Source organism: Azotobacter armeniacus (assembly GCF_054779355.1).
In genome coordinates this window covers 1-13,020 of record NZ_BAAGYK010000034.1, presented here as the reverse complement: position 1 = coordinate 13,020, position 13,020 = coordinate 1, and the positions used below count along the sequence as shown (strand labels likewise).

Sequence of the window (13,020 nt, the reverse complement as noted above, 5' to 3'; positions counted from 1 at the left end):
AGAACAGGCCCAGATAGATCAGCACGCCGCCAAGCACGGCAACCAGCCAGAACACCAGGTAGCTGCGCTGGAGGTGGGCGATCAGATCCACCGGCTCCTTGTGGGTCTCCAGCAGGGTCGCCACCCGGGTTTGCAGGCAGTGCGGCCGATGGCCTCAACCCTGCGCCAATGCAGCCTCGCATGCCTGGGGTCAGACGGGTACCTGGCTCCAGCCAGTCGATGCCCTCGGTCATCCGCCCGCAGCACAGGCAATCGACCCGGCGCACGGCCGCGTCCAGATAACACGTGCTGATCGAACAGCGCGCGATCCTGGACACGGCTGTACGCGCCGTTCATGGATCAAGGGACAAGGTTGTTGGCAGCGGCCGCATCGAGCCCACTTCCCCACGATCCCGTGAGGAAGCGGTCGGGTGCGACACTGCCACTGCTGCGCTAGCGCGTCCAGCTCGAGCGCAGTGGCCGGACCTGCAGCGAGTCGAGCTCCGCGCTGCCCCCCTCGGAGAAGAGCTGCACGCCGTCGCTCGTCGCACGCGGGAAGATCTGGTCGGTAATGACGGTCTGCCCCTGATCACCGAAGACCTCCACCGACGACCAGTCGACGAGCACATGCAGCCGGATCTTGCCGTTGCGCGCGGCCACTGGCGCCCGGTACAGCCGGCTCTTGCCATTCGGCATGACCAAGGGCGCCCGATGGACGCCGGGGAAGTCGGCGCTGAAGCTGTCCTCGCCGGAGCGCGTACGGTCGACGTAGATCTCGCCGGCTTGGGCGTCATAGCCGATGACGGTTTCCTCGCCGTTGCCGCTACGGACCTTCAGCCCGACCCGCTTCGCGTCGCCGGGAAGCAGGTCGGCCTTGATCTCGAGCGCCTTGCCCTGTAGCGGGAGCTTGGTCGTGCCGGGTGAAATCTGCTGATGGCTGAATGTCTGCCAATCCGCTCCCAGCAGATCAAGTTCCCGCACGGGTTGCTGAACCAGCCGGGGGATGCCGTCGATGGTGCGCAAGGCAAACTCGCGCGGAACGCTCATTGCGCTGCGCCAGGGGCTCGTCGGCGTCGATTGGCCGTAGTTCCAGTTGCTCATCCAGCCGATCGCGATGCGGCGCGCGTCAGGCACGTTGTTGAAGGTGACCGCGGCGTAGAAGTCCTTGCCGTAATCCACCCAGCTGCTGCGCTGCAGGACCGACAGCGCCGGCTCTTCCGCAAACATGAAATGGTCGGCGAGGATATAGCCCGAGCTGCCCGTATTCTTGTCCGTAAGCTGGATCTGGGCGGTCTGGCCGATGAGATCCTGGACGTCCCATGCGGCCCAGTCCAGCGTACCGCTGTTGGAGCCCGTCGCTGACCGGACCACTTCGCCATCGACGAGCAGGTTGACCGTGGTCTCCGTCGAGCGCGGCAAGGCCGGCTCGTCGGAGAACATGAAGTGGTCTGCGTTGATGTGCCCCCAGCCGCCGGTGTTATTGTCGACGATCTCGATGCGCGCCGTCTTGCCCTTGAGCTCGGAGACGTCCCAGTGGGTCCAGTTGAGGGTCTCGCTGTCCTGACCGGTGGCCGTGCGTACCACTTCACCGTCGACGACCAGGTTGACCGCTGTCGGGGGATTGCTGGCACTGCCGGGATAAGGATGAGCGCCGCCCCCGACCAGAAAATTGATGTAGTCACTCATGATGGTGAAGCCGGGCGAGGTGATAGCGCCGGTCCCGATGTCATGGCCGATGAATGTGTTGACCAGTTGACGCCCCTCGTAGCCGCTGACGACTTGCTGGCCTTCGAGTGCGCCAGCCGCCGGCGCGCTGCCGGCGAATGTACCGGTAGCGGTCCAGCCGCTGCCGTAAGTGTTCCCCTCGAAGTCGGCGAATACCGAGCCGGCTGGTACCCCTTGATCCAAGGTCGCGGGATCGTGCGGATGGCTACCTCCGCCGACGAGGAAGTTGAGGTAGGGGTTTTTGACGGTAAACGGTGGCGATGTCAGCGTTCCCGTTCCCGAATCTCCGTCATGGTGGCTGTTGGCCAGGCCACCGCCGAGATACCCGGTCACCTCGCCTTGCGGCGGAATCGTGCCGGAGGCCGGGCCAGAGCCGAATGCGGTACCGGTCGTGGTCCACTCACCGTAGTCGCTGGCCTCCTCGAAGCCTTGGTAGAGCTCGCCGGTGGGCGGCGTATAGTCACCGAGGACGTTGTCTGCCCGGAAGGTCGTACCGTCGAAGTCGCCGACGAAGTACTGCATACCAGAGCCGCCCGCGATCCCACCGGGATTGAGGCTGACCAGGAGGACCCACTTGATATTGCTGGAATCGCCGTCGACGGGAAGAGGAAAGAGATCGGGACACTCCCAGGCACCACCAGTAGCGTTGGCGGGACCGAAGTCGCTCATGTGCGTCCAGTTCTTCAGATCGGGCGAGCTGTAGAGCTTGACCTTGTGTTCCAGCGCCGCGACCACGGCCATGACCCACTTCTGCTCCGGTGCGTACCAGAACACCTTCGGATCACGGAATTCCGCCGAGCCGATATCGAGCACGGGATTTTCAGCGTATCGGGTCCAGGTACGGCCGCGGTCGGTGCTGTACGCAAGCGACTGCGCTTGCGATCCCGGCCGCGCGCTGGTGTAGATGGCGACCATCGCCGGGTTGCGACGGCTCCCGAAACCGCTGGTGTTGTGCTTGTCGACCACCACGCTGCCGGAAAAAACCATTTCGTCGCCCTGCTCGGGAATGGCCACCGGCAGGTGTTCCCAATGCACCAGGTCAGAGCTGACGGCATGCCCCCAGGACATGTGCCCCCAGGTATCACCGAACGGGTTGTACTGGTAGAAGAGGTGATACTCGCCGTCGTAATAGACGAGCCCGTTCGGGTCGTTCATCCAGTTCTCGGTGGGGCTGAAGTGGAACTGGGGCCGGTAGGGCTCTTGATAGGCGGTATTGCCCGACGTCGCCGCCTCGGCGGCGCCCTGTATGGCGAAGCTGGCCGCCGAGGTTGCCAGCACAAGGGCCCGCATATCGAAGATCCGGCAGCATGAAGCGCTACGCACCATCAGACTTGCATGATTGTTATTATTCATTTGGAACTTTCCCTAGCTTGGATTGCTTTTAGGCGGCCAGGCATATACGAGCTTGCTTATGCACAAGCCTTTACAATAAAAGAGTGAAAATTCGACCTGCCTTCGTTATATCTATTGTTTTAAAATCACTTCAAGTTGAAGTTGCACAAGGGGAACTTTTATCAAGGCAGCGCCAGAAGTTCTGTCTCGTCGGATCATCAACCCTATATTCAGGCTTGTAACGGTGCAAGTGCTCGCTGAGCGAGGCCAGATGCCGGCTTTTCTCAAGCCGTGTGAGGGCCAGCCATCCTGGGTCGAATGGCATCGATTTTCTGCCAACGGACCGCGGCTGCTTGACTAGCAGAAATTCGTGTCCTCTGACCGAAATACTTGCCATTAGCCAGCCGTAACAGGTTAGAGAAGAGTTCTCCTAGGGCCTTCGCTGATAAGGGCATCGAGTCAGTACAATACGTTTTATCCATCATGACGAAACTCCGGGAAGTCATCATTTCCATTGACAATCGACTCATCGGTCAAAACCCGAAATACAGGCAATTGGGGCCTGTTTGATTTCAAGCCACCCCTAGAATGTCAGTAAAGGCACTTGTCGCCCCTGGCTCTGCCGTACTAAAGGCCGAGCGCATAAAGGCGAAAGTTGACACCCACAGCCGATTCCTGCTCCAGAGGAGCGCTCACGAGCAGAGAATTCGGGGGGATCAAACAGAGCCCCCAAAATGCCAGTACGGCTATTGATACGGAACATGTCGCCGTCACACACCCGCGCCAGCGGGCCTCCTTTGGAAGGATGTTATTTTTAGAAAATCCATGTCCTGCAATCATAGGAGAAACGTTTCAGCAATGGCAATTCCCTGTTAAAAATTATTTTTTTCAAACAACATATAAAGAAGTTTCTAAGACTTATAGGGCAAGCCTGTACTGGCAAAATAATGTTATTACTGATCTAGAGAACATCATGACAAGGCGCCACTAATCACCAAGCTGATCGCTTGTCTGTAATGAGCCCTGCAGAGCCACCATGGGTGCAGAAAAATGACTTGCCAAACAGAATTCCAAAGACTAAGTTAGCGCTGTCTTGATAGTGCTGAGCCTGTCTCTGAGCGTGGCTTCATCCAGCCACCCAGCCATTTCGGACCGGTCCTAGCGGCAAGCGACAAAAACAACAAAATAATGGCGACAGACTTCGCTTTGCGATGAGCCTCAAGTTGCAAAGGTAGCGCTGTCCAAGCCGTCAAGGAAGTTAGCCTATGCTTCTATCCTGCACTATGTTGGTGAACACAAGGGTAACCGGTTGCGGCCAACCCTGTACTCATCAGGCGCTTCGCCTGCGCAGTGACGTCACTCTCAAGCATCAGAGTTTCCGCTTCCGTCCCCCCCGCACCGGCACTGCGATGCACTTGACGCAGGCGGCCGGCGACAGGGCTTCCTTTCGCAGCGCTTCGGCAAGTCCGCAAACAACACCCTCACTTATCGAGCAATGGCCACCCATACCGGGCCGGCAAGTCTCCCCGTGGTTGCGTATCGGGGAGGCGTTGCCAGCGCGCACGCCTCGGTGCCTCGAAGCGATGGCTCGAAGCTTCGACTGAGGCTCGCTGAACGATCCTCCCCCATCCAAAGCAACCGGCTCCCGCTCGGAGCGGCTGCAAGACGGCGATCTTCCAACGTTGTTATCCCAAAAAAAAAGGAAATGATATGCAGCCAATAAGGTTTCGCAAAACACTGCTGAGCGTCATGGTAAGCGCTGTGGGCCTCTGTCAAGCCGCGCAGGGTGCCGCCCCCGGTACTGGCGTGGAGGAGAGCGTGGCCCCGGGCGCGCCGGGGAAAGCACCGTTTTGGTCCTATTCGGGAAAAACCGGTATCGGCACCTCCTACGAGCAGTACAACAGCGATGGCCAATATGCCCGTTCGGCGGCCACCGGCCCCGTGTCGAAAGTCTGGTTTTCCCTGGCCCAGGGGATCGTCACCGAGACCATGTTCGGCTTGATTCATGAAGCTCAGCTCAGGGAGTTGCAACTGGTTATTCAAGGGCCGGACTTCGTGGACCTGGAAGCGAAGGACACCAACAGCGAAGTGCATTATCTGTCGGTCGACGGTGAGGGCCGCCCCAATTCGCTCGCCTACAAGATCATCAACCGCGACAAGGAAGGCCTGTACGAGATCGAGAAACACGTATTCACCGATCCGGACGCCAATTCCCTGATGATGCGGGTCATCTTCCGCAGCACCGATCCGGCCATCCAGGCATTCGTGCACGTCGATCCGACTGTCGGCAACAGCGGCAGCGGCGACACCGCCTTCGTCGACCAACAGGCGCTGTACGCCCAGGAAGGCGAGACGACGCTGGTGGTCAAGGCGAGCAGCCCCCTGGAGAACGCCACCGTCGGCTTTGCCGGAACCTCCGACGGCCTGACCGACTTGATGAAGGATGGCAAGCTCGACAACCAGTACACCACCACCGGATATCAGCCGGGCAACGTCACCCTGCTGGCACGCATTCCCCAGACGGGAACCGAGACTACTATCGATCTGGTCGTCGGGTTCGGGCAGAACCGCAAAGAAGCCGATAAAGCGGCGGATAAGACGCTCCGCCGTGGCTATGACAAGGTATTGGCCCATTACAACGGCGAGGGAAAGGCAATCGGCTGGCAGGATTATCTGGCCTCTCTGTCCGGTCTACCCGCCATGTACGCGCAGAGCACGGATAATGGCAAGCTGCTCAACGTCAGTGCCCTGGTGCTCAAGGCGCAGGAAGATAAAAGCAACGCCGGGGCGCTGATCGCCTCCCTGTCCAATCCCTGGGGCGATACGACTTCCGCCGAGCAGAGTAGTACTGGCTACAAGGCCGTCTGGCCACGTGACTTCTACCAGTGCGCGATGGCGCTGCTGGCGCTCGGCGACCGCCAGACGCCGAAGGTTGCCTTCGAATACCTGAAACAGGTTCAGGTCAGAGAAGACACCCCCGGCAACGAGGGCGCTACCGGATGGTTCCTGCAGAAAACCCATGTCGATGGCGAGCTCGAATGGATGTCGGTCCAGCTCGACCAGACCGCCATGCCCATCATGCTGGGCTGGAAACTGTGGCAGGCCGGGATACTGGACGACAAGCAGATCACAGACTGGTACCAGAACATGCTGAAGCCGGCGGCGGAATTCCTGGTCACGGGAGGTCAGATCAAACTCGGCTGGAACGATTGGAACATCACCCCACCGCTGACCCAGAATGAGCGCTGGGAAGAGCAATGGGGCTACTCGCCCTCGACCACGGCAGCGATCATCGCTGGCCTGGCAGCGGCCTCCGACATCGCCGAGCATGCGGGTGATACCAATGCGGCGCAGACTTTCCTGAACACCGCAAAAGGTTACTCCGACAAAGTGGAAGCGAGCATGTTTACCGTAAGGGGCGACCTGGGTGACGGGCGCTATTACCTGCGCATCACCCAGAACGATGACCCCAATGACGGCGGCACCCTGAGTTACAGCAACGGCTACGCCGGACTGCCGGAAAGCCAGATTCTCGACGCCGGTTTTCTGGAGCTGGTGCGTTACGGCGTTCGCCCCGCCACCGATCCCCACATCGTCGATTCGCTGGGAGAGCTCGACAGCCAAGTGCTGCCCGAGCACTTGAAGGTTAAATACACCTTCACCTACCCCGGAGTCGTAGGCGAATTCCCCGGCTGGCGTCGCTACGGCAACGATGGCTACGGCGAAAATCTAAACACCGGCGGTAACTGGATGACCTCTGAGCCGGGCTCAGACCGGGGCCGGGTCTGGCCGTTCTTTACCGGCGAGCGGGGTCATTACGAGCTGGCGCTCGCCAAGGCTCAGTTGTCGAAGGAGGGCGACGCATTGAGCGACGAGCAGCTGACGCAGCTCAAAAATACCTACGTCAAGAGCATGGAGCTGTTCGCCAATGAAGGCATGATGCTGCCGGAACAGGTCTGGGATGGCGTGGGTGACAACAGCGCTCATGGCTTCGTGAAGGGAGAAGGCACGAACTCCGCCACTCCCCTGGCCTGGACACATGCCGAATACGTCAAGTTGGTCCGCTCGCTGACCGACCAGGCGGTGTGGGACTACTACCCCATCGTCCCGGAAAAACTCGCGCAATGACCTGAGGGTACACACCGCGCCAGGCAAGCGCCGCAACGCTTGCCTGGCGTTTTAATATAGTCGGCAGCATGTGGCTATTTTCAGTAATCAAAACAGTACAGTAGCGAGAGCCAGCCTTATCTTGAAATGACTGGCTTTCTTCTCAAGGTACACAGCGATCCACCGATAGTACTTCAGCTTGCCGAACAGGCATTCGATAATGTGATGCTCCATCCGCGCCTCAAGCTGCACTTTACATCGACCAACGCATCATGGCTGAAAGCCGTGGAAGGCTGGTCTCACAATTGGAAAGACGAGCATTGGTAACCAAATCACTGGTTAATGACAGGCTCTAGCGCTGGGCTTACGTCAACAGAACCTGATACGCCCTCACCCGTGCGCTATATTTTTTTTGATGTCTTTAGCGGAATACTGAAAAAACAATCCTCGAAAAATCCACCTATTCGACCAGGCAACTCAATAGTAGTAGTCGCTCGGCCAGTGCCACATCGCGCGGAGCGGTTGCGAACGCTTGGAAGGGAGCGATACCGTGAGCAACCGGATCACCAGGCTTCTGCCCACCTTTCCCAGCTTCCCCCGCCGCCAACCGCCTCGTGTCCCGAACCGCCGCTTCCTCCCTGCGCTGGGCGCGATCCTCGCGCTGGGCATTGCAGCCGCCGCCCACACGCAGGCCGAACGCTCTGCGGTCCCGCTGTACGACAACCTCGGCGATCATCACTACAGCATCACGACCGCCGTACCCCTTGCGCAGCGCTATTTCGATCAAGGGTTGCGGCTCTATTACGCGTTCAACCATCAGGAGGCAACCCGTGCCTTCGAGGAGGCCGTTCGGCTGGATCCGGACTGCGCCATGTGCTATTGGGGGATCGCCCTGGCATATGGTCCCAATATAAATGCACCGATGGACGCCGCCGCCGGGGTCGCTGCGCACACCGCGGTCCAGAAGGCGCTCGAACAGGAGGCGAGTACCAGGGAAAAGGCGCTGATCCGCGCCCTCGCGACGCGCTACGCCGCGGCTCCGCCCGTCGACCGGACCGCCCTGGATGCGGCCTATGCCCGCGCGATGCGCGAAGTCGTCCGCGAGTACCCGGAGGATCAGGAGGCGGCAACCCTCTATGCGGAATCCCTCATGGATCTGAGCCCATGGCAGTACTGGAGCCAGGACGGCAAGCCACGGCCGGATACGCCCGAGCTGCTGGCCCAGCTGGAGCGGGTGATCACGGCGAATCCTAATCACCCGGGGGCGTGCCACTTCTTCATCCATGCCGTCGAGGCGGCGCAGCCGGAACGTGCAGTTCCATGCGCGGAACGGCTCGCAGGGCTGATGCCCGGCGCCGGCCATCTGGTGCACATGCCCGGGCACATCTACATCCGCGTCGGACGCTACGAGGATGCCATCAAGGCCAACGAGCACGCGGTGCATGCCGACGAAACCTTCATCCGCGACCAGAATCCGGCGTTCGGCATCTACGTCGCCGGCTACTATCCGCACAACTACGATTTCCTGGCCTTCGCCGCGAGCATGATCGGCCGCAGCGGACAGGCGCTGACCGCCACGCAGAAGATGGCTGAGCTGGTTCCGCAGCCGATGCTGAGGGAGCCCGGGATGACCTTCCTGCAACACCACCAGACCCGGCAGTTGCAGATGCTGGTGCGCTTCGGCCGCTGGGACGAGATCCTCAAGGCCGCGGCCCCGCCGCAGGACCTGCCCCACGCTCGCGCCCTCTGGCACTACGCGCGGGGCCGGGCACTGGTGGCGCGCGGCGATGTGCCGGGGGCCGAGGCAGAGCTGGCGCAACTACGCGCCACGGCGCAGGACCCGCGCATGGACTCGCTGCGCCTGGAGTTCAACACCTCGGGCGCAGTGCTGGGAATCGCCACGGAAGTGCTGGCCGGCCACATCGCCGCCGAAAAGGAGGATTTCCCGCGTGCGATCAGCCATCTGCGCGAAGCCGCTCGCCTGGAGGACCGGCTGATATACGGTGAGCCCCCCGAATGGACGGTGCCGGTACGCCAGGAGCTCGGCCTGGTGCTGCTCGAGGCGGGGCGGACCGAGGAAGCCGAGCAGGCATTTCGCGAGGACCTGAAGCGCTTCCCGGAGAACGGCTGGTCGCTGTACGGGCTGGCTCTGGTACTGCGCGCGCAGAACCGCACCACGGAGGCGGATGCCGTCATGCAGCGCTTCCGCAAGATCTGGGCGGGCGCCGACATACAGCTGGCAGAGGTGACACGCTGAGTCTCTCGCGACCTCACTCAGGCTGGCGATCGCGCCGGAGCATGGCGGGTGCCGTGAATCGGTGACTGCTGTTCCCAGCAGCGCCCCGGCCAAATGGCAGCGGGCAGTGTCCGGCTCGCACGGCTGAATACAACTGGTCTCTGCAGGGTTCAGCCGTTACCGAAGACTGGACTTATCGAGTCGGCGATTCTGTTTCGGCAAAACATGCCAGGCAGCGGGATGTTGCACATGCCACTGCATGCGATTACGTATCTTGACTGAGGAATGTTTTTTGAGGTTTTATGAAACCGATTTCAGCCTGATGAAATCCCTCCCAACAATAAAATCAAGAAGAGGTTCAGGTCCATGAACGGTCCGTTCCTGCCCGCCCGCAGCCGCCTCACCTTAGCCAGCTGGCCGAAGCCGCCCGGCAGCTCCTGCTCAAGAGCCGAGTACTGCAGTACCGCCGGCACCTTCCGCGAAGTCGTGCAACGCTTTCTCGCTACTTCCAGCCCCCAAAGCGCTGTTCGCCACCAACGGCATAGCCACCCTGAGCAGCACCCACCCGCTGCTCAAACCCGGTGGGCAGCAGCATTTCACCCTCGCCCAACCCACCGAGCCGATCGGCGTAACGGCCTTCGATTGCCTGCAGGGCGACCGGAAGCGGACCCCTAGTTCGGTTAAGACACGTCTGATCGTCCGTTTCCAGCCATCCATACAACCGACAGCAGTCCAGCTGCCTGCCGACGCGCCGTTCGGTTAAAAATGAAATCGGTTTCAGAGGAATAACGACAATGCCCCTCCCTTCCGTCTCCATCTGTCTTTCCAGCCAGGGCGCCGAGCTCATGCGCAGCCAGGACGGGCGTCTCCGTCTCCATAGGCAACCAAGCTTCTTCCTCGCCCAGGCCGAAGAGAAGGGTCCCAACGTGTGCATAAGCAGTGCTCGTTTCTCGCTTCCCCATCTCCGCGTCATTGCCCTCGGCCTGGCGCTCGCCAGCACGGGTGCCCAGGCCGCTTTCATCGACGACGCCAAGGGCACCCTGACCCTGCGCAACTTCTACATCCACCGCAACTTCGTCGACGACGGCGCCACCCGCAGCAAGGCCGAGGAATGGACCCAGAGCTTCATCCTCGACGTGAAATCGGGCTTCACCGAAGGCCCGATCGGCTTCGGCATCGACGTGCTCGGCCTGTGGTCGATCAAGCTCGACGGCGGCAAGGGCACCGGCGGCACCCAGCTGCTGCCGGTCGGCAAGGACGGCGACCCGGCCGACAACTTCGGCCGCCTGGCGGTGGCCGGCAAGATGCGCTTCTCCAAGACCGAGGTGAAGGCCGGCGAATGGTCGCCGGCTTTGCCGATCCTGCGCTCCGACGATGGCCGCTCGCTGCCGCAGACCTTCCAGGGCGGCATGGTCACCTCGAAGGAAATCAAGAACCTGACCCTCTACGGCGGACGCTTTCGCGGCAACAGCCCGCGCGACGACGGCAGCCTGGAGGACCTGAGCTTCTCCGGCGTCCCCGGGGTCGACTCCGACCGCTTCAGCTTCGCCGGCGCCGAATACAGCTTCAACGACAACCGCACCCTGGTCGGTGCCTGGTTCGGCCAGCTGGAGGACATCTACAAGCAGCGCTACTTCCAGCTGGTGCACAACCAGCCGCTGGGCAAGGACTGGAGCCTGGGCGCCAACATCGGCTACTTCGACGGCGAGGAGGACGGCAGCGCCCAGGCCGGCGATCTGGACAACAAGCTGCTGTCCGGCATGTTCTCCCTGAAGACCGGCCCGCACGTCTTCTACCTCGGCCTGCAGCGGGTCACCGGCGACGACAAGTGGCTGCGGGTCAACGGCACCAGCGGCGGCAGCGCCGCCAACGACAGCTACAACGGCAGCTTCGACAACGCCCGCGAGCGCTCGTGGCAGGCGCGCTATGACTACGACTTCGCCGGCCTCGGCATCCCCGGCCTGACCCTGATGACCCGCTACATCAAGGGCACCAACGTGCACACCGGGAACATCACCAATGGGGAGGAATGGAACCGCGAGACGCAACTGAGCTACGTGGTGCAGAGCGGCCCGCTGAAGGCCTTGAGCGTGCGCTGGCGGAACTCGACGATCCGCCGGGACTGGGGCAGCAACAACAAGTTCGACGACAACCGGCTGATCGTCAGCTATCCGATCTCGCTGTTCTGAAAAGAGAAACGGCACCGTAACGCCGAAAGACATCACCGATGCAATAACATTGCATCGGTGATGCAGGCGTCTGTCTGGATTAGCTACTGAAGTAGCGGCGACTTACTCAAGCGACCTCCTCAAGCTTGGTCTCGAAGGGCACGATGACAAAGTCTTCACTCTGTTCAATCTTCACCCCAGCCAAGCCGGAGACCACTTCCGGCTCTGCGAGCATAGCTTCTTTATTCAGCTGCTCCTTCACTCGGATGAAGCGCGTCAGTCCCAGGCGCTTGAGGGTTTCCAATACGTTGTCGATAGCTTGCAGAGACACCCGTGGCGGACGCATACGCCACTTGATTTCACCCGCGGCGAAATCATAAAACTTGGTCTTGCCGCTTTTGGTCAGTTCCAGGCGATGCGCCTCACACCACGTATGCACACCCTGGCTCAACCCTGTGATTTGCTCGTTGAGGGGGTTGGCTGCCTCTTCAAAACGCAGCCTTACCTTTGCCAGCTCATCATTCATATCGGCCTGAATCCGCGCACGCTCACGCTGAAGCAGGCCGATCTTGGCAATCGCCTCATTCACTTCATCACGGCTTTGAGGGACCGGAAACTGAGCCGCATTGGCCTTGACATGAGTAGCTTTTGGCATGATTGCCCCTCTCGTCTCCAGCATTTTTTTAGCAAAATTCAAGCTGAATTCGATTTGAGCATCATGCTCAAGCCAACGACTCTGCCTCTCTTAAGCAAGCACCTTGTGAATCTAACCAAATTTCAGCTTGTTTGTATAAATTAGACCACTGTCAACGCTGGCAGATGCCTCTGCAGCTGGGTGGTACCCCCGGTGGCGCCCACTTGATCCCGCCTATAAACCAGACTAATTAATAGACCGACCAAGATATTCATGGAGGCCATGAAAACCGGGCCCACTGGTAAGTTTATTTTTGGGCCTTGTTAATAATGGTCCCGCGCGCACAGCAGTCCATGACATGTGTGCTTCGTCGGTCGCGGCCAATTAGGCAGCGCCTGCGCCAACGAACTTCCGATTAGCAAATACCCTTGGAAGAGTGTGCTGTATCAATTGAACAAACTGGCGCAGGATGGCGAGCCCTTCTTCCGGAAGGATTGCGCTGCACCGGAGCTCTGCGGCCGAAACTCCGGCTCCCAGGCATAGTCCCTCTGCCGGCAGGACGATCATATTGTTCGAACGCTTGCCGCCCTTGCCCTGCAGCTGCAGGCCCGCCCAGGCCATGACTGCCTTGAAGCGGAACAGCCAGGGTGCCAACGCCTCAACTAGCGGCACAAGATGGCCGATAACCTCTACCTTGCACACCTTGTATGTGCCGTACTTGGCGACCAGCGTATGGCAGGGCAATCGCATGAAGGCTACCCAAGTCCGAGAAGTACAGCGCGATAGGTATCGGAGGTGGATGCAACCAGGCGGCGGGTCTTGATGCCACCCTTCTTGCC

6 protein-coding genes are annotated in these 13,020 nt (G+C 60.5%); 3 read left to right on the top strand and 3 right to left on the bottom strand.

What is annotated here, in order from left to right; all coding sequences use genetic code 11:
* Nucleotides 1–432 precede the first annotated feature (432 nt).
* Complete coding sequence (locus tag ACYVD0_RS07840) at nucleotides 433–3,057, bottom strand: GH32 C-terminal domain-containing protein (protein ID WP_460426293.1); 2,625 nt, start codon at nucleotides 3,055–3,057, stop codon at nucleotides 433–435.
* 1,689 nt (nucleotides 3,058–4,746) lie between these two features.
* On the opposite strand from ACYVD0_RS07840, the gene ACYVD0_RS07835 reads away from it, so the two are divergent.
* The 3 genes from ACYVD0_RS07835 to ACYVD0_RS07825 all read left to right on the top strand — a co-directional run bounded on the left by ACYVD0_RS07835 (nucleotide 4,747) and on the right by ACYVD0_RS07825 (nucleotide 11,568).
* Entirely contained in the window at nucleotides 4,747–7,164 is a 2,418-nt protein-coding gene (locus ACYVD0_RS07835) for a glucan 1,4-alpha-glucosidase (RefSeq protein ID WP_460426292.1), read from the top strand.
* A gap of 529 nt (nucleotides 7,165–7,693) precedes the next feature.
* Nucleotides 7,694–9,400, top strand: a complete 1,707-nt coding sequence (locus tag ACYVD0_RS07830) for a tetratricopeptide repeat protein (RefSeq protein WP_460426291.1) — start codon at nucleotides 7,694–7,696, stop codon at nucleotides 9,398–9,400.
* Between the two features lie 905 nt (nucleotides 9,401–10,305).
* A complete protein-coding gene (locus tag ACYVD0_RS07825) occupies nucleotides 10,306–11,568 on the top strand; it encodes an OprD family porin (RefSeq protein ID WP_460426294.1) in 1,263 nt (420 codons plus the stop codon).
* A 106-nt stretch (nucleotides 11,569–11,674) separates the two neighbouring features.
* Here the strand turns inward: ACYVD0_RS07825 and ACYVD0_RS07820 are convergent, their stop codons facing one another.
* Nucleotides 11,675–12,244: a host-nuclease inhibitor Gam family protein gene (locus ACYVD0_RS07820; RefSeq protein WP_460426290.1), complete on the bottom strand. Its 570-nt coding sequence runs from the start codon at nucleotides 12,242–12,244 to the stop codon at nucleotides 11,675–11,677.
* A 321-nt stretch (nucleotides 12,245–12,565) separates the two neighbouring features.
* Nucleotides 12,566–12,931: a hypothetical protein gene (locus ACYVD0_RS07815; RefSeq protein WP_460426289.1), complete on the bottom strand. Its 366-nt coding sequence runs from the start codon at nucleotides 12,929–12,931 to the stop codon at nucleotides 12,566–12,568.
* Between the last annotated feature and the right edge of the window lie 89 nt (nucleotides 12,932–13,020).

What these genes read in the sequence shown, in the direction of transcription:
- ACYVD0_RS07840 (WP_460426293.1), bottom strand. Translation starts at nt 3,057, where the DNA reads ATGAATAATAACAATCATGCAAGTCTGATGGTGCGTAGCGCTTCATGC.
- ACYVD0_RS07835 (WP_460426292.1), top strand. Translation starts at nt 4,747, where the DNA reads ATGCAGCCAATAAGGTTTCGCAAAACACTGCTGAGCGTCATGGTAAGC.
- ACYVD0_RS07815 (WP_460426289.1), bottom strand. Translation starts at nt 12,931, where the DNA reads ATGCGATTGCCCTGCCATACGCTGGTCGCCAAGTACGGCACATACAAG.